At 47.9% G+C, this 17,327-nt stretch carries 14 protein-coding genes; 7 read left to right on the top strand and 7 right to left on the bottom strand.

All coding sequences use genetic code 11. The features are described 5' to 3' along the window. Window positions 1-161: 161 nt before the first annotated feature. The 4 genes from MJ595_RS03020 to MJ595_RS03005 all read right to left on the bottom strand — a co-directional run bounded on the left by MJ595_RS03020 (window position 162) and on the right by MJ595_RS03005 (window position 4,469). Window positions 162-1,235, bottom strand: coding sequence for a 2-oxo acid dehydrogenase subunit E2 (locus tag MJ595_RS03020; protein WP_263081057.1), 1,074 nt, complete (start codon window positions 1,233-1,235; stop codon window positions 162-164). Window positions 1,236-1,318: 83 nt separating this feature from the next. Further along, window positions 1,319-2,299 (bottom strand): alpha-ketoacid dehydrogenase subunit beta, encoded by a 981-nt coding sequence (locus MJ595_RS03015; protein WP_263081056.1) that lies wholly within the window; start codon window positions 2,297-2,299, stop codon window positions 1,319-1,321. Then, the gene (gene pdhA, locus MJ595_RS03010; RefSeq protein WP_263081055.1) at window positions 2,296-3,378 is read right to left on the bottom strand and encodes a pyruvate dehydrogenase (acetyl-transferring) E1 component subunit alpha; all 1,083 of its coding nucleotides are present in this window, start codon (window positions 3,376-3,378) and stop codon (window positions 2,296-2,298) included. Before pdhA ends, MJ595_RS03015 begins: the two co-directional genes overlap by 4 nt. 44 nt (window positions 3,379-3,422) lie before the next feature. Beyond that, window positions 3,423-4,469 (bottom strand): amino acid dehydrogenase, encoded by a 1,047-nt coding sequence (locus MJ595_RS03005; RefSeq protein WP_263081054.1) that lies wholly within the window; start codon window positions 4,467-4,469, stop codon window positions 3,423-3,425. Between the two features lie 628 nt (window positions 4,470-5,097). On the opposite strand from MJ595_RS03005, the gene MJ595_RS03000 reads away from it, so the two are divergent. After that, a complete protein-coding gene (locus MJ595_RS03000) occupies window positions 5,098-5,454 on the top strand; it encodes a PilZ domain-containing protein (RefSeq protein WP_263081053.1) in 357 nt (118 codons plus the stop codon). Window positions 5,455-5,463: 9 nt separating this feature from the next. Here MJ595_RS03000 and MJ595_RS02995 read toward each other — a convergent pair whose 3' ends face one another. After that, window positions 5,464-5,952, bottom strand: coding sequence for an Lrp/AsnC ligand binding domain-containing protein (locus MJ595_RS02995; protein WP_263081052.1), 489 nt, complete (start codon window positions 5,950-5,952; stop codon window positions 5,464-5,466). A 611-nt stretch (window positions 5,953-6,563) separates the two neighbouring features. Here MJ595_RS02995 and potA point away from each other — a divergent pair. The 3 genes from potA (at window position 6,564) to MJ595_RS02980 (ending at window position 9,741) form a co-directional block, all read left to right on the top strand. Continuing rightward, window positions 6,564-7,706 carry a polyamine ABC transporter ATP-binding protein gene (potA, locus tag MJ595_RS02990; RefSeq protein ID WP_263081051.1) on the top strand — a complete coding sequence of 381 codons (1,143 nt, stop codon included), beginning with the start codon at window positions 6,564-6,566 and terminating at the stop codon, window positions 7,704-7,706. Window positions 7,707-7,990: 284 nt separating this feature from the next. Then, a complete protein-coding gene (locus tag MJ595_RS02985; protein WP_263081050.1) occupies window positions 7,991-8,914 on the top strand; it encodes an ABC transporter permease subunit in 924 nt (307 codons plus the stop codon). Then, on the top strand, window positions 8,914-9,741 hold the full coding sequence (locus tag MJ595_RS02980) for an ABC transporter permease subunit (protein WP_263081049.1): 828 nt from the start codon (window positions 8,914-8,916) through the stop codon (window positions 9,739-9,741). Before MJ595_RS02985 ends, MJ595_RS02980 begins: the two co-directional genes overlap by 1 nt. A 71-nt stretch (window positions 9,742-9,812) precedes the next feature. Here MJ595_RS02980 and MJ595_RS02975 read toward each other — a convergent pair whose 3' ends face one another. Beyond that, window positions 9,813-11,288, bottom strand: a complete 1,476-nt coding sequence (locus MJ595_RS02975; RefSeq protein ID WP_263079044.1) for a hypothetical protein — start codon at window positions 11,286-11,288, stop codon at window positions 9,813-9,815. A 244-nt stretch (window positions 11,289-11,532) separates the two neighbouring features. Here MJ595_RS02975 and MJ595_RS02970 point away from each other — a divergent pair, with 244 nt between their 5' ends. Next, the gene (locus tag MJ595_RS02970; protein WP_263081048.1) at window positions 11,533-11,769 is read left to right on the top strand and encodes a hypothetical protein; all 237 of its coding nucleotides are present in this window, start codon (window positions 11,533-11,535) and stop codon (window positions 11,767-11,769) included. A 106-nt stretch (window positions 11,770-11,875) separates the two neighbouring features. Here MJ595_RS02970 and alr read toward each other — a convergent pair whose 3' ends face one another. Beyond that, window positions 11,876-12,994, bottom strand: coding sequence for an alanine racemase (gene alr / locus MJ595_RS02965; RefSeq protein WP_263081047.1), 1,119 nt, complete (start codon window positions 12,992-12,994; stop codon window positions 11,876-11,878). Between the two features lie 417 nt (window positions 12,995-13,411). On the opposite strand from alr, the gene MJ595_RS02960 reads away from it, so the two are divergent. Together MJ595_RS02960 and MJ595_RS02955 are read left to right on the top strand one after the other, a co-directional pair. Further along, entirely contained in the window at window positions 13,412-13,897 is a 486-nt protein-coding gene (locus MJ595_RS02960; protein ID WP_263081046.1) for a hypothetical protein, read from the top strand. A gap of 514 nt (window positions 13,898-14,411) precedes the next feature. After that, window positions 14,412-17,315 (top strand): hypothetical protein, encoded by a 2,904-nt coding sequence (locus MJ595_RS02955; RefSeq protein WP_263081045.1) that lies wholly within the window; start codon window positions 14,412-14,414, stop codon window positions 17,313-17,315. Window positions 17,316-17,327: the final 12 nt, after the last annotated feature.

Below are 17,327 nucleotides of genomic sequence, written 5' to 3'. Positions count from 1 at the left end.
CGAAATCGAACATCACCTTCTTACTTTCCGTGGAGTAAAGGTAGGGGCACGTAAGCACTCTGAATTTTCTATTCTTGCCTACATAGAGGAAGATGAGTTTGAGTAATGCTACCTACCTTTCTGCCGGAGGATGCCCGGTGTGCCGTTCGCTTCTTATATAGCTAACAAGCCTCCAGCCCCTGTATCAACGCAGCTAAAAAGCGAGTGGCCTCTCCTCCGGTGACTGCCCGGTGATCAAAGGAAAGGGACAGGGGTAGATGGCGGTGGCTTTTCAGTTTTCCTTTTACATTGACAATCACGTCTTTTAACCGGCCAACACCGATAATACAGACCGTGGGAGGCACTACAACAGGTGTTGCGTAAGCACCGGCAAACACGCCGAAGTTGCTGAGGGTAATTGAGGCACCCTGTAGTTCGGAGGGAGGAAGCGAACGATCCTTAACGGCTATCCGGAGGCTATTGATCATTGACCGGATTTGTTTTCCGGACATTTTTTCAACGGCTTTGATGACGGGAACAAACAGGCCGTCTTCACTATCAATGGCAAGGCCCAGATTAACAGGGTCAAAAACTTCCCGGCTCATTGAGGAGCCATCAAACCAGGCATTGAGGGAGGGTTCGGCGCTACAGGCAACGGCAATGGCCTGGATAAGCCGGACAGTGATATCCTCTTTTTCCTTCCAGTGATGAATATCTGCGTCGTCGAATAAGGTAACAGGAACCACGGCATCATGGGATTCTGCCATGGTTCGGGCCATATGTTTTCTGACCCCTTTTAATGGCGCCGGGTTTTCCAGTGGATACTGTTTGGTTTGCGGTGGTCTTGTACTTGCGGATTGCTGAGGGAGGTTGACATTAAACTTCCTGGCCAGGGCGGTGATATCCGGTTGTGACTGTTTGTTTGTAGTGTTGGGGGCGGCACCAATAATAAATGATTCATCGGCTTCCTGCTGGTCACTGTCATTGGTCAGTTTGCCCACCACTGTACCGGTGTCTTCACTGTCAGAGACAAACTCCACCAGGGGTTCTCCGGTGAGGATGGTATCTCCGGGCTTGCCGCATAGTTTTGCGATGATGCCGGTTGCAGGGGAGGGGACTTCAACAACCGCCTTGGCGGTTTCTACGGAAACAAGGGCCTGATCTTCCTTAACTTCATCACCTTCCTGTACATGCCACTCAACGATATCCGCTTCCGGTATACCTTCACCCAGGTCGGGCAGGTTAAAAAATTTCATTATTTTTCTCCAGACACGCTTTTTAGGATTTTTAGACCAATTTGCTACGACCGCAGTAGGGCAGTCTATTTTCAAACAGCCTCTTAATTGACCAGAGTTTTTATGGCTGCTTTTACAATATCATCAGTGGCTGGAATATAGTGATCTTCCATTCGGTAGTAAGGCATGGTGATATCAAAGCCTGCCACGCGCTCTACCGGTGCCAGTAAGGCCTGGGGAATGGTTTCACTGAGTTGGGCTGAAATTTCAGCACCTACCCCAAAGCTTTTACAGGCTTCATGAATAATTACGCAGCGGCCGGTTTTACTGACCGATGAAATAATGGTGGCCATATCCAGTGGCTTAATGGTGGCAAGGTCAATCACCTCTGGGGAGACACCATGCTGCTCCAGAATACTGGCAGCTTTCAGGGTTTCCTGTATGGATGCTCCCCAGGATACCAGAGTGATATCTGAACCCTCTCTCAGGGTGAAGCAGGTATCCAGAGGCAGTGCTGGAGTTGTATGGTCCACCTGCTGTTTCACTGCCCGGTAGATGCGTTTGGGCTCAAGGAATATCACCGGGTCCGGTTCCTTGATGGCGGACTGAAGCAGTCCATAGGCCCGGATCGGGGAAGAGGGAATCACCACCCTGAGTCCCGGAATATGGGCAAATAAAGCTTCTGTACTTTCAGAATGGTGTTCGGGCGCATGAATCCCGCCACCAAAGGGTGCACGAAGCACCAGTGGGCAGGATAGCCGACCCCGGGTGCGATTGCGCATGCGGGCGGCATGGCAGATCAGTTGTTCCATGGCGGGAAAAATAAAGCCCATAAACTGAATCTCGGCCACCGGTTTCAACCCCTGGGCAGCCATTCCCACGCTGATTCCGGCAATCATGGTTTCAGCCAGGGGGGTGTCCATTACCCGTTTCAGTCCATACTTATCCCTGAGGCCCTGAGTGGCTCGAAAAACACCTCCGTTGACGCCTATATCTTCTCCCAGCAAGACCACATCCGGGTCTTTTGCCATGGCATGATCAAGGGCCAGATTAACGGCTTCTACCATGGTGATTTTATTGCTCATTCCTGCTGCCCTCCCTTGTTTCGGGCTATGGCTTGCTGTTTTTGTCTTTCCAGTTCCGGGGGGGTGTTGGCATAGTGATAATCGAACAGGTGGGCAAGGTCAGGGAGGGGTGTGTTCAGGTAAGTTTGTACGGCGCGCTCAACAATCTTTTCGGCTTCGTTTTTGAGGGCCTGTTCTTGTTTTTCATCCCAAAGTCCCCGGTGGAAGAGGAAGTTTCGCAGCCGTTTAACAGGCTCCTTGTGCCAGGCGTTTTTTAACTCGTCACTGTTCCGATAGCGGCTGGCATCATCAGCGGTGGTATGGTCAGACAGGCGGTAGGTGATGGCTTCAATCACCGTAGCTCCCTTGCCCCCCCTAGCCCGATCAATGGCTTCTGACAGCACCTCATGCAGTGCCACCGCATCATTACCATCCACCTGAATGGCAGGCAGGCCTGCGGCTGTGCCTTTTTGTGCCAATGTTGGCGCGCCTGACTGGATAGCCCGGGGAACAGAAATGGCCCACTGGTTATTGCAGATCACATAAACAACGGGAAGCTGCCAGGCTCCGGCAAGGTTGAGAGCTTCCGGGAAATCGCCCTTGGATGTGGCACCATCACCCAGTGTGCATAAGGCAACCCTGGGTTCATTACGGATTTTAAAGGCTGAGGCCACCCCGGCGGCATGGCCTGCCTGGGTGGCAATGGGAACACAGTTGGGAAAATCCTGTTTCCAGGCCGGGCTTGAACTGCCTCGCTCATCCCCTCCCCAGTAAAGATAAACATCACTGAGCGGAATGCCACGACCCATAAGCCCCGGCAGGTCACGGTAGTAGGGAATCAGGACATCTTCAGATGTTAACAATGCTGAAAAAACAGTACTGATGGCTTCTTGTCCCAGGCAAGAGGGGTAGGTTCCCATTTTGCCAGTGCGCTGGAGGGCGATGGCTTTCTGGTCACCCTGGCGGGCTATCACCATGGCACGGTAATAATTAATCAGGGTTTGTTTGTCTTCTGTCCATTCCGGCAGAGTCTTTAGCGCTTCGCCTTCAGCACTGAGGTATTGGACAAAAGGAATATTCAACGATGCATTGCTCGACATATTTTTGCTCCTCGACAAACAGCTATGAGTAGGTTGTGTACCCGTCAGGCACTTAGCTGATCAGGGCTGTTATCAAAGAGAATGGCTTCCGCCATATGGTCAGCGATGATATTGCTGGGTTCGCCGCTTTGTTGCTCGCGCCTGAAAATTTCCAGGAGGGTTGGGTGGATGGCTTCTACGCGCCGGGATAATTCCTGTTCAGTACGCCTTTGATGGGACATGGCAACGAAAATCAAGCCACCGGCATTGATCAGGTAATCCGGGGCATAGAGAACCCCCTTTTTATAAAGGGTGTAGCCACATTCAGGGGTCAGTAACTGATTGTTGGCTGATCCCGCTACAGCTGCGCACTGTAATTCACCAATGGTTTGTTCACTTAAGGTTCCCCCCAGGCCGCAGGGACTGAATATTTCACAGGGGGTTTTATGGATATCGCCGGTATCCACGCCCACTGCCTTGAATGCACGTTCACACTGACTGACCTTGCTGTCATCAATATCTGAAACAAACAGCTTTGCGCCCTCCTGGTGTAATCGTTGGCACAGGGCATAACCCACATTGCCGAGTCCCTGGACAGCGATGCGCATGCCTTTCAGATTATCTGCCAACTCAGGATGAGCCTTGAGACTGGCCTGAATACCATAGAACACGCCTTCGGCAGTATGTGGGGCAGGATTACCGCTGTTGGATGTGCAGGTCACATGCCTTGTCTGACTATTGATGGTGTCCATATCACTGACGGAGGTGCCGCTGTCCATAGCGGTGATATAGCGGCCATTTAACTCTTCGACAAAACGGCCAAAGGCAGAGAATAGCCGCTGTCGGTCATAGGGTTGCGGCGGCTCCATGATGACGGCTTTGCCACCGCCAAGATTAAGTCCGGCAAGAGCCGCCTTGTAACTCATGCCTTTGGCGAGTCTGATGGCGTCAGTGACAGCTTCTTCAGAGGAGTTGTAGGGAATAATCCTACAGCCACCCAGGGCTGGCCCCCGGCGGGTACTGTGGATAGCTATGATTGACTGGAGGCCGCTTTCTTCGTCATATCGGCAGTGAAGGTCATTCACCCGGGCCTCGGTAATCTCTCTGAACATGTCGGGATCCCTCCGAATGCTCCAGAGCAGGTGGCTCTGTTGTTGTTATTGGTTTTATTACATTTATTTTAGTATCAAGTGGTCAGTGAGACGTGAACCAGAACTGTCTCCCGTTCCCGGCATCCTCGCTGGGGATGCATAAGCGAAGTACTGGATTTAGCCCCTTTGGGTTAAGGGCTGTTTATATAATAAGAAGCAGGTTTTTAGGGGCTGTTGACGTTTGATCGTGAGCTCAGTGGCTCGTAAAGCGGTTTTCCGCAATACCCAATGGGGCACACCGGGAGGACTGGTGCAGGCATAGTTATTCTACGTCAAGCCAGTCCAACGCAGTCGGAAAGCCGCTTTACGAGCCACCCGAAGGGCCAAAACCAGCGATTCCGTGCCGTCGTTGCAGTAGCTTGAAAGACGTGAGTCTTCCTGCGCTACTGCGTCTAGCCACAAAACCGCTGGTTTTGGCTGAGCACACGAGCAAACGTCAACAGCCCCTAGGACTGCCTCCAAGAGCTGTTATCTCTTAATGGAATTACATGGGAGTTGTATACCCTTTGTCAAGGGAATAAGAAATTTTGTCTTTAGTCAGAAAACTGGTTATCTTGGTGGCTTAACAATAAATAGAGAGAAGACGGCAATGAATAGCACGGTACAGGAAAAACGCCGATTTCCCCGAAAGCAGCTGGATAAGCCTGCTGAAGTACTGGACAATGATACCGGGCTTAGTATTGGTATTCTCGAGAATGTCTCCAGAGGTGGCTTTAGTCTGGTGACAGACCGGGGCATTCGTCCGTCTGAAGTTAGAAACGTGACTCTGATTTTGCCTGGCCCCCATGAGAGTCAACATAACGTATCATTAATTGCCGAGTGTGTCTGGTGCCAGAGCATTAATGAAGAAAAGGATTATGCGGCCGGTTTCTCGTTGTGTGATATCCCTGAACAGGACGCCGTGGCGCTGAACTATTTTATCAGGGACTATAAAGTAACCGGCTGAATAGTCGGCTTATTCTGGTATGGGCAAACTGAGAGTCTCTTTTAACTCCTCCATGACAATATAGCTTTTGGACTCTCTGACCCCGGGCAGTTTTAACAGAATATCGCCCAGGAGCTCCCGGTAAGAGGCCATCTCTGATATACGGGCTTTAATCAGGTAATCAAAGTGCCCTGATACCAAATGGCATTCCAGCACATTCGGTAGTTCGGCAACGGCTTTTCTGAAGTCATCAAAAATATCGGCAGATTTTGAATATAGGCTGATTTCAACAAAAATCAATAACCCTGCCTGCAAATAACTTGGGTTCAGCCGGGCACTATAACCCTGAATAATGCCCTCACGCTCCAGCCGTTTGACCCTTTCCATACAGGGGGTTGTGCTCAGACCTACTTTGTCTGCCAGGTCTACATAGGAAATACGGCCATTGTCTTGAAGGGTGCGTAAAATATTCCGGTCTATCCGGTCCAGTTGACGGATGACTTCTTTTCGGCTTCTCATGATATTACTGCATTTAATTGTTGCCTGTGCCTGGCGGACACAGTCTTTTTTACCTTGATATAAGGACTCACCATTGAGTGGTGTGTCTTTTCCAAGGTTCCAGGCTGGTGGTGCTAAGCGCTAATCTCCATGCCGTTTGCACTGAGCTGGGCAAAGTACATTGGCACCATCCTGGGGAGCGCTATCGTCGCTATAGTGAAAACAGCCCCTAAAGGATGTAATAAGGAATGCCTCTGACTTAACCGGGATGTTGGTTTGCATAGGCTAAATCAAGGGTACGCCTCCGGGACAACGAGGGTAGGGCAGTTGGATCAATTCTTCAAGTAAACCTTGTGTGGTTTGCCGAAAAGACGTTTCAAATTATAAGAAAACAATGGAAAATGCGCGCCTCCGGACTTAACCGGGGTATTTCATAAATTGTCCCGATTTTTATGACTATTCATAGATTTAGTACATTATTTCAATGCGTTTGGCATATTCAGTGGCTCGTCAAATACATTGAAATGATGTGCCGGGTTTATCTGCACTTATAGCGGTTTATGGCAAATAGAAGTATATGATCAGAAAATAGGTCGATCTGATTATGTGTTTAGTTAAATGGAGTACTGCTAATGTCCATTCCTTCTGGCTCTTACAAGACAGACCAGAGCACCAGTGGGGCAAAACATGAAACCCTGGTAAAGATTGATCGAGTCACCAAAATGTTTGATGACATTGTGGCGGTAGATGAAGTGTCCCTGAGTATCAGGAAGGGAGAGATCTTTGCCTTGCTGGGGGGCTCTGGTTCAGGGAAATCAACATTGCTGAGAATGCTGGCAGGGTTTGAAACACCCAGTGCGGGAGCAATTTACCTGGACGGGGAGAATATTACCCGGCTGCCTCCTTATCTGCGCCCTATTAATATGATGTTTCAGTCCTATGCCCTGTTTCCTCATATGACAGTGGAGCAAAATGTTGCATTTGGCCTGAAGCAGGACAAAATGCCCAGGGATCAGATTGAGCAACGGGTACAGGAAATGCTCAATATGGTGCATATGAGCAAGTATGCCAAAAGAAAACCTCACCACTTATCCGGTGGCCAGCGTCAGCGGGTTGCCCTGGCCAGAAGTCTTGCCAAGCGCCCAAAGCTATTGCTTCTTGATGAACCCATGGGTGCCCTGGATAAAAAGCTTCGCACCCGGATGCAGCTTGAAGTGGTGGATATTCTGGAAGAAGTGGGAGTGACCTGCCTGATGGTAACCCATGACCAGGAAGAGGCCATGACTATGGCGGATCGAATTGGCATCATGGATGCGGGTTGGATTGTCCAGGTAGGGACTCCGGTAGATATCTATGAAACGCCCAACTCACGGATGACTGCCAGTTTTATTGGTTCGGTAAACATGTTTGCCGGTGAGATTGTTGAAGAGGCCGCCGACCATGTCATTATCCAGTCCCATGACCTGGAAGTACCTATTTATATTGGACATGGCATAACCTCTGCCCTGGAAGAACGTAAAGTCTGGTATGCCATTCGCCCTGAAAAAACGGTGATGAGTACCACACGCCCAACAGAGTCTCATAATTGGTCCAGGGGAGTGGTGCATGATATCGCTTATCTTGGCGCTCACTCGGTGTATTACATAAAGCTGCCTTCCGGAATGATTATCCAGTCCAATATGGCCAATATTGAGCGTAGCGCGGACAACCCTACATGGGATGATGAGGTGTATATCAGCTGGGAGTCTACCAGTGGTGTGGTATTAAATAGCTAGGAGCCTGTCGGACTTAAGTCTGTCCTACTGCGGTCGAAGCAAATTGGTCTAAAAATTCGCTTTTGCTCGGTAAATAGAACCACTATTCACCTCACAAAAGCGAATTTTTATCCTCAATTTTCTACGATCCTCGCTACGGACGCTTAAGTCCGACAGGCTCCTAGCTGGGTTCCTGATCGAGAGTATGTATACCCTCTGATTACATTCATAGCCTGTTTATTCTGTACGGCAGTTGCCGGATGATTGGGTGTATAAATTTTAAAATGGGTTTTTCTGGAAGTTTAATGATGCAAGCACTGCTACAAGACCGGGTGAGAGCCTTCAAGGCCCTTTGGGGACGTCGGCTCGTTATTGGCGTTCCCTATATTTGGTTATCACTGTTTTTTCTGATTCCCTTTGTCATAGTGGTGAAAATCAGCTTTTCCATGGCAGATATAGCGATCCCACCCTATACGCAGATCGTTGAATATATCGACGAAATGCTGACAATTAACCTGAATATTGGTAATTATTTATACCTGGCTGAGGATAGCCTGTACCTGATAGCCTACCTGACCTCCATCAAGCTGGCTTTTGTTGCCACTGTTTTTTGCCTTTTGCTGGGTTATCCCATGGCTTATGCCATGGCCAATACCTCGAAGAAAACGCAAACCTTGCTGCTATTGCTGGTGCTTCTTCCGTCATGGACGTCGTTTCTGATCAGGGTTTACGCCTGGATGGGCATCCTGAAAAACCATGGGTTACTGAATAATCTTCTTATGTGGCTTGGTGTGATTGACCAGCCCCTGCAAATCCTGAATACCAATATTGCGGTCTATATAGGGATCGTCTACGCCTATCTGCCCTATATGGTCTTACCTATATTTGCCAATTTGGTAAAAATGGATCGCTCCTTAAAAGAAGCATCAGAAGACCTGGGGGCAAAGCCCTGGCGAACTTTTTTATCGGTGACCTTGCCTTTATCGCGCTCTGGAATTATTGCAGGTTCAATGCTGGTGTTTATACCAGCGGTGGGGGAGTACGTCATTCCTGAGCTACTGGGAGGCCCGGGTAGTCTGATGATCGGCAAGGTGCTCTGGCAGGAGTTCTTCAATAATCGTGACTGGCCACTGGCCAGTGCCCTGGCTATTGTGATGCTGCTGCTTCTGTTTCTTCCCATCGCTTACTTTAATCGCCAGCAGGCAAAAGAGCTGGAGGGGGAAGCTTGATGAAAAAACCAAGCCTTGCCACCCTGATGTTGATACTGGGGTTGATATTTTTATATTTACCCATGTTTATACTTGTCTTTTATTCATTTAATGCTTCCAGACTGGTCACTGTCTGGGCAGGCTTTTCTACCAAATGGTATGTTGAGCTGTTTAAAGATAAGCAAATGATTGGCGCTGTCTGGACCAGTTTACAGATTGCTTTTTATAACGCGTGCATGGCGGTTGTGCTGGGAACCATGGCTGCGTTTATCCTGTCACGGTTTGGGCGCTTTCGTGGCAAAACGGTCTTTTCCGGAATGGTGACAGCACCGCTGGTCATGCCTGATGTTATTACGGGGCTGTCCTTGCTATTAATGTTTGTAACCTTGTCCGATATGATTGGCTGGCCGGCAGAGCGTGGCATGTTGACCATCTGGATTGCCCATGTGACCTTTTCAACGGCTTATGTTGCTGTTGTCGTCGGTTCCAGGTTGCGTGAAGTGGATGTTTCCATTGAGGAAGCAGCTATGGACCTTGGCGCTACGCCAATGAAGACCTTTTTTCTGATTACCATTCCTGCTATTGCTCCAGCCATTGCTGCAGGCTGGTTACTGGCATTTACACTCTCTCTTGATGATTTGGTGATATCCAGTTTTGTTGCAGGGCCCGGGTCAACAACACTGCCCATGGTCGTCTTTTCATCGGTGAGGTTAGGGGTGTCACCAAAAATAAATGCCCTGGCTACGCTGATTATTTTGATTGTTTCACTTGCAGCCATTATTGGCTGGTGGTTGATGCGACGCTCTGAAAAGGAGCGGTTATCTGCACTATTAAGTTTGGATAGGTAAACAGTTTAATTGAGAAAATGGTTGAGCGGGGAGTAGGTCTCAAATGGGTGAAAGTCTCATATTGACCACAACTAAACACTGCCACCTTTCTCTGGGAATGGTATGACATTGCTTGTAGCAGCCTTGGTGACTTTCCCGCAATAAGTTGCAGCAAATAACTTCCAGCCATTTTCAAACCAGTGGCTCTGAACTAATGACCGAAGCGTCAATACGCCCTGACCACCCGGATTTCGCCAGCGCATACCTGAGCACTTCATCCGCTGGGTAACTAAGGTTTTACAGGCTGCCTCTACCACACCAGAGCCGATCGGAAGGTTATTCGACAAGTGTTCAGCATAGCGCATACGCTGGCGATTTTTTCTGAAATACTCCAGCTCGGTCTTTAATTTTGAGCGGCGCGGATGCTTTTTATGCTGATAAGCCAGGGCTTTAATAATGCGCTCAACCCCATCGAGTTCCTCTTTTAGGACGTGTCGGTAAGTGACAAACTTTTCTTTGGACTTGATGCTGTTTTCTCCATAAGCCTGGTCAAATGCTTTCTTCAGGTGATCGGCTGCGTGGTAGTAATCAATAACCTCAACACCCGCTGGTAGTTCCTGGGAAAGGTATGACCAGTTGTCCTTGGCGCCATCAGCGACTTTGACCAGTGACAGCTGTGGCTTTTGTCGCAACGCTTCTTGCAATAGTGCTGACAAAGACTGCTTGAGTGTGAGTTTTTTAGTTTCTGGCATTCGTCCTATGCGGACTGTTGATAAACGCTCCCCCTGTTGATCGTAAAACGACAAAGTTCCGCAACTGGCCTCCTTGCAACCTGTTGGCCCTTGAGTCCGTTTGCCTTCAGAAGCGCTCCTGGCTCGCTTTTCTACTCGTTTGCCATCTTTCATGGGCAGCATAACGCCATCCAGGGAGGCGGCTACTGTGACCGCATTGGTGGGCACGTTAAGTTTCTCAATAAGCATCTCTTCAAAAGGCTCACGGTGCTGTTCCCACTGAGTATTAAATTGCCTGGGGAAACGAGCAAGACTGCTTTCTGAGGGAGACATACCTCCCATGAGATCAAGGAGGCTTTTTGCTTCACCGGGAGACATTTGAGCAACAACCCAGGCAGCTTGCTTTGCAGCCCGAGGCGTCCAGAAGCCTTCCACGATCCCGGCTTTCAACTCCATGGGCACGATACACGGCTCTTTGCCGTTACGGTAAAGTGTTCGCATAACCCGGACTGAACCAACCGCTGTCTGGTAGGTTTTATAACTGCGCAACACCTGCTTATAAGTGATCCCGCTGACCTCAATAGCTGGGGTATCAATATCAAGCTCAGCCAGCGCCTCTGCTAAAAAATCTTGCTGAGCTTGATTAAAGAGAGCATTAACGGTCTGCTCAAACTCTTCAAAGTGCCTGATAGGATTGCCAGACTCTCGCAGAGCCTGCAATTGGTGGCCTAACCGTTGAATCGCATCACAAGAAATGGTGGCGGCTTCAGTCCGTAGCTGACATACTTCCATGGGGCGGCCTCTCACTGGCAAGGTGTTGTGTGCTATCAACATCATACCTGTGATTGGCTGCCTTCTGTTTAAGCATTGAAAAAATAGCTGCCTACTACTTTCCCCGGTTGGCAAGCTGAAGAAGCTCGGTCAATTTGAGACTTTCACCCGTCTCAAATGCTCCCCGATCAACCATCAACCCTTGTTTAATAAACTGCATTTTTTATGAAAAGAATTGTTACGTCATCAATAGTAGAGTTTTTTTTGTCTACACTTAGCCTGTTTTAAATATTGTCAGGATGTACAGGTTTTGATTGCACGTAAGTTTTATATAGTGGTGTTTAGCCAGCTATTGATTCTGGGAGGCTGTGCTATGTGGGACAAAAGTGTATCCTGTCAGATAGAAGGAAAAAAAGACGACGAATGTCCTGAAACTTTATTTTCAGCACACAAAGCTGAACCTTCAGCCATTGATATTGAGCATGAGCGTAATGAAGAGAAAAGGAGTGGTTCCAATGAACTCAGGGGGCTATTGAAAAGATGGTAGTCACCACTGACTGACACCAGCAGAAACTAATCATGATATCCGTACTGTTTTCCTTAATAGAAACTGGGGAGCGGTAAAAATGAGATGCACTCTACACTCGTCGCTATTAACTATCAGGCTCAGTTTCTTGCAACTCGGGTTGTGTGGCTTTTGCTGGCAAGTACTCAATGGGAACCCGGTTAAGGTTACATAATAATTGATAAGGTATGGTATCTGCGTAGCGGGCAATTTCAGAGATAGGGAGCTGTGCTCCCCAAAGAATGACGTCATCCCCTATACTCGTCTCGTTCAGCTCCGTCAGATCTACAGCTAGCATATCCATGGAGACGCGACCCACCAAAGGGACTCGCTGGCCATTGACTAATACCGGTGTACCATTTTTTGCATGCCTGGGGTAACCGTCTGCATAGCCCATTGCCACAATACCAAGACGGGTGGGACGCTCAGCAATCCAGGTGCTGCCATAGCCGACGGTGCTACCCGGGGAAATATTTTTGATGCTGATAATGGCAGAGTGTAACTCCATCACAGGGGTAAGACGCTGTTCGATGGTGTGGCTTTCAGGAAAAGGTGAGACGCCATAAAGCATCAGGCCTGGTCGGCTCCACTGCGCCCTGGCGTTAGGAAAGGCAATGAGTCCGGCTGAGTTGGCAATGCTTTTTTCACCAGGTAGCCCGAGGGTGTATTCTTCAAAGGTTTCCAGTTGTTGCATGGTATGGCTGATATCGGGTTCATCAGCACAGGCCAGATGGCTCATCAGAACAATATCACTGACCTGGGGAAGGGCTTTTAATTGTTGCCAGACATCATGGTATTGCCCGGGTAGAAAGCCCACCCGGCTCATGCCGGTATCCATTTTCAGCCAGACCCTTAATGGCTGCGCTAGCCTGGCTTTGGCAATGGCTTGTATTTGCCCTTCATGATGAACAACGGTATCCAACTGGTATTGGTCAATTAGCTGAAGTTCGGCGGCATCGAAGAAACCTTCCAACAGGATAATCGGCTGGCTAATGCCTGCTTCCCGAAGTTCAAGGGCTTCTTCAATACAGGCAACGGCAAAGGCATCTGCTATATCTGCCAGCGCCTGGGCACAAACCGTGGCTCCGTGGCTATAGGCATCGGCTTTAACTATGGCAATGACTTTCCCTTCAGAAATTTCTTTTGCCAGGAGGTAGTTTTGCCTCAGGGCTTCAAGGTTAATTATTGCTTTTGCTGGCCGACTCATTGGTTTGGTTTTCCCCTGGTGCAAGCGGTAACGTTAAGTAATGCTAACACTTAATAACCAACTGCTCTTTATGTGTTTCACGAAGTTAATTTACAGAATAAACAGTGTCTTTTCCAGGGACATAAACTGGACACTTTTGAAGCAATACTTGTGACGAAGGAGAGATGAGTCACCAGGAGGCTAATTAGTAGAGGTTTGAAGCTTATGCTGAGTGGTGTCTCATTAAGCTGTTGCCACTAAGCGATACCGATCAACTGGTTGATGACTGGAGGATTAAAAATATATTAATGGCATATTAAGCGCAGGTTTATTTTATTGCTGAGATAATCGGGCCTTTCATTATAAATTCATGTCTATCTGCAGAAGTGAGCAAATTGTAGATTTAGAAGTTATCAAGCACATATGAGAGGAGTGGTTATGCGGTCGAAGTCCTTGGTCAATATCCTTCTGGCAGTAGTTACTGTGCTTGGGACAACAGGTGCCCGTGCCAGTTTGCTGGATTCCAGAATGGATGCCTATAAAGTTGAAACCAGCAAGGGTAAAGTGACGCTCCACCCTGCAACGGTTGCCGAACCCGGCAATGTCCTCGAATACAAGCTTACCTACACCAGCAAGGCAGACAAGCCCCTTGCGGTGCAACATATTTCTGTCCCTGTTCCACAGAACACTCACTACCTTCCAAATTCTGCTTACACCTCCGTAGCCAGTCAGTTCCAGGTCAGCATTGACGGTGGCAAACACTGGGAGAGCGAGCCGGTCAAGCGCATGCGTAAAGGCAAAGACGGCAAGCTTAAAGAGGTGACCATTCCTGAATCCGAGTACACCCACCTGCGATGGCAGGAGAAAAATGATATCGGCCCCGGTGCCGTACAAACATTTCACTACCGGGTGAAAGTACTCTGATGGCATTCGCTGTTCATGACTAATCGCTAATGGTTAATCGTTAACAGTAGAAAATCTGATTTTCTGGCACAGCCTGGCTGACCTCTGGGTAAAGACGTCAAAGGTTGTCTGTGTCTGTGGAAAACAGATTGGTATGAAATACACGTATACATGCCCGCGGATGAGAGGGTGCCGAAAAGGTATTTTGAAAACCACAAAGGCACAAAGACACAGAGGAAAGCACTCGCTCCCACGCTCCTGCGTGGGAGCGTAAGGCACTACTGCAGCCCGACACTGATAGGTATACACCCCGTTCATCCTGAGCTTGTCGAAGGATAGAGTCTCCGCACGTCGACAGGCTCACTTCGACAGGCTCAGTGCGAACGGTGCGTGGTCTTATCTTGCTCCCATGCTCCCGCGCGGGAGCGCAAGGCAGTCCCGGTATGCATTCCCACAGAGGACCGTGGGAACGAGATGAATATTTAAAAAGCAGTTTTTGTACGACACAACTTACCCAGTGAGGATAGAGAAATAAATGGTTAGGGGATTCCAACGACAACTTTTCCCGGTATGGGCCTACGCCCTGCTGTTGCTGGGTATGCTATGCGGGGCTATGACGGCTCAGGCGGGGCTGACGCCTGCGGGTACACCGATTAAAAACCTGGCGACGGTGACGTATCAGGATACGCTGGGTAATAAGTTCACGGCACAGTCGAATGAGTCTGTGGTGACGGTGGCTGAGGTTTATGCTCCGGATTTGCAAAATGACCAGACTAAAATAGGTACCCGTGGTCAAATTGTCTACTTCCCGCACCAGTTGATCAACAAAGGTAATACCACGGAAGTATTCAGTAGCTTGGGCGCTGAATTCTTTGACAAAGAAATTAAAATTAAGCCTGAGATTTACCACGATGTTAATGGTAATGGTCAGCCGGATGATGGTGAGCGTATTATTGATAAGCTTACAGTAGAAGCAGGGGCTATTGCTAATATTGTGGTTGCAGTACCAGTACCTTCTTCTGCTGAAAATGGTGATTCTTTTAACGTTGTTGTTTCTGCCCAATCTAGCCAAGGTATAAAGCTGCGTAATAGCGATACACTCAATATTGTTAGTGGCAGACCCGTTCTTGTGGTGACTAAAGAAGCACTTGAACACAAGCCTGCCGAAGCCAAGATTGAAGATGCCCAAATCGCTTCTATTAATCCTGGCTCAATTCAATATCGCATTACTGTAAAGAACAACGGTACTGCAATTACTGAGCAGATGGATAGCCATATTTATGATTCTTTCTCTGATCTGTTAGATGTTGAAAGTGTAAAATCTATTGCTGTAGATAGTCCTGATCCCCGCTTAACGATTCAAAAATTATTCAAGGATAAAGTGGAGTTTGAGCGGCTTGTCAATAGTGGTGAAAAACCCAGTTATGACTACACTCATATTCTCGATGCCAAAATTAATACTTTGGCCCCTGGCGCCACTGTTTCTTTGACTTTTACTGTGGGGTATAAAGCTGATCCAAAAAATTTCAAGCTTAACGGCGAGCAGCTACTAAAGAACAGAGCTTATGCAGCTATCAAGCTAGAGAATGATAAGAGTCCAACAATTGTTGCCTCTAACGAAGAAACTACAGTATTACCTCAGTTTTATGCTTTAGAACTATTGGGTCATGATGAGGATGAGGGGGAAAAGCTAAAAACAAGTACTGTCGGTGAGGTAAGTCTTGGAGGCACAGCAGATTTTCATGCCTTTGTGACAAACAGCGGCAATGGCTACGATCGCTATACTTTAATGGCAGATGAAGCGGGTTCAACTTTCCCCAAAGGTACAAGTTTTACATATTTGGATAAAACAGGTTCTATTGAGCTAGGAAAATACTCTACCGATAAGGGGTTGAAGCCTGTTACAGCAAGTATTGCGAAAGGTGAAAAGCTTGAAATTATTATCAGGGCTCATATACCTCAAGATGATAAATTTCTAGGGCTAAAAAATAGTAAGGTTGCCCTGAATGCCGTATCAGTCGGTGACAATCGTGTCAATGATAAAATTCATCTTATAATCGGCAGTATAAAAGAGGTAAATAGCTCAGTTGAGGGTGAACTGGCCGCATGGATCGAAGAATCCTCCACAGCTAAATGGAGTGGTGGTGCTAGTGCTATCAATATTCCTGATTTGTTTGGCAGTGGCAAAGTTCACTCCCAAATACCTGTGCTTGAGGAGACTTACGCCGATGCCTCCGGTCAGCGTTATATCAAGTTCGGTTTGTATGTTGCTAACAAATCAGCTTCCAAAGCAACCAGTTTTGAACTGACTACAGAGTTAGCAAGACCGGATCAAAGTAAGGATGTTGGTGCTTTATGGCCAGTTACTTTTATCAATAAAGGTGTGTTTAATAAAGCAGACTCGAAAACCAATCTCGATGAGCTGAATCTTGATCAGAAACTTTCGGATACAACTCCATCCCTCATTAGTGGCAACTACATGAAAGTCGTTGCTAATGTTGCTGTGCCAGTAGCTTTAGCTGACAGAGAAGCGGGGTTATATAAGCTGGTATTCAGGCTAAGTGATAAATTGAGCGATAAGGTAAAGGATACCTTAGAAGTTCATTTTACGGTCACTAAAACAGGTGCAGTCACTCTGACGCCTAATGGTAGCAATCAGGTTGAAGCAGGTGGCTCTGTTTATTATGAGCATGAGCTTCGTAACCTGAGTAATAAAAAGATCACTGTTACTGATCTGGCTGGAAGTGGTTTGCCTTCTGACTGGAGCTATTTGATCTTTGAATTTGATAAGGATGGAAAAAATCTGGTTGAAAATGGTGTAACAACGCTGCCTCCGACCGAGTTAGCGGCAGGTGACGTAAAGCGTTTTAAAGTTAAAGTGATGTCACCGGCTAATGCCACACCGGGTTCAACTCAATTACTGAAGTTGACTGGTGAATATGTATTGGATGAAAAAACGTTAACTGTTGAAGCATCTGACTCAACTACCGTAATCAAAGGCCAGATTCGCCTTTACAAGCAAGCAGCAATACTAAAAGGTATGTGCAAAACATCTGATAACGCAGATGTTAAGTGGAGTGATATAAAAGCACAGGCTATCGGTACTTTGGCCTTTGAAAAGGATGCTGGAAAAGTTGTACCCGGAGAAGACTGTGTGGTTTGGCAGATTATAGCTACAAACCAGGGCGACGCCCCAGCCAAGCAGGTAACTATCCGTGATGCAGCTCCGGCATTTACAACCTTGGTAGAAGGCTCAGGTTATGTTGAACCAGGTAAAGGTAAAGTCAGCGAAGATACCACTGGTGGGAAGATATTATTTGGTATCGGAGATAAAGAAAAAACTAAGGAAGGTAAAGAAATAGACTTTACCGCAGAAGAAGGCGGCACTCTCCAACCCGGCCAATCCGTCGAAGTCCGCTTCACCGTCAAGGTGAACTAACCCAAAAACCAC

The sequence above is a fragment of the Endozoicomonas sp. Mp262 genome (assembly GCF_025643335.1).
Taxonomy (GTDB): Bacteria; Pseudomonadota; Gammaproteobacteria; order Pseudomonadales; family Endozoicomonadaceae; genus Endonucleibacter.
Note: the sequence above shows the minus strand (reverse complement) of the source record. Positions and strands in the feature narration are given on the sequence as shown.

Excerpts from the sequence above, each read along its gene's own strand:
- MJ595_RS03015 (WP_263081056.1), bottom strand. The coding sequence starts at position 2,299 with ATGAGCAATAAAATCACCATGGTAGAAGCCGTTAATCTGGCCCTTGAT.
- MJ595_RS03005 (WP_263081054.1), bottom strand. The coding sequence starts at position 4,469 with ATGTTCAGAGAGATTACCGAGGCCCGGGTGAATGACCTTCACTGCCGA.
- MJ595_RS03020 (WP_263081057.1), bottom strand. The coding sequence starts at position 1,235 with ATGAAATTTTTTAACCTGCCCGACCTGGGTGAAGGTATACCGGAAGCG.
- MJ595_RS02995 (WP_263081052.1), bottom strand. The coding sequence starts at position 5,952 with ATGAGAAGCCGAAAAGAAGTCATCCGTCAACTGGACCGGATAGACCGG.
- potA (WP_263081051.1), top strand. The coding sequence starts at position 6,564 with ATGTCCATTCCTTCTGGCTCTTACAAGACAGACCAGAGCACCAGTGGG.
- MJ595_RS02985 (WP_263081050.1), top strand. The coding sequence starts at position 7,991 with ATGATGCAAGCACTGCTACAAGACCGGGTGAGAGCCTTCAAGGCCCTT.
- alr (WP_263081047.1), bottom strand. The coding sequence starts at position 12,994 with ATGAGTCGGCCAGCAAAAGCAATAATTAACCTTGAAGCCCTGAGGCAA.
- MJ595_RS02955 (WP_263081045.1), top strand. The coding sequence starts at position 14,412 with ATGGTTAGGGGATTCCAACGACAACTTTTCCCGGTATGGGCCTACGCC.
- MJ595_RS03000 (WP_263081053.1), top strand. The coding sequence starts at position 5,098 with ATGAATAGCACGGTACAGGAAAAACGCCGATTTCCCCGAAAGCAGCTG.
- pdhA (WP_263081055.1), bottom strand. The coding sequence starts at position 3,378 with ATGTCGAGCAATGCATCGTTGAATATTCCTTTTGTCCAATACCTCAGT.
- MJ595_RS02975 (WP_263079044.1), bottom strand. The coding sequence starts at position 11,288 with ATGATGTTGATAGCACACAACACCTTGCCAGTGAGAGGCCGCCCCATG.
- MJ595_RS02960 (WP_263081046.1), top strand. The coding sequence starts at position 13,412 with ATGCGGTCGAAGTCCTTGGTCAATATCCTTCTGGCAGTAGTTACTGTG.
- MJ595_RS02980 (WP_263081049.1), top strand. The coding sequence starts at position 8,914 with ATGAAAAAACCAAGCCTTGCCACCCTGATGTTGATACTGGGGTTGATA.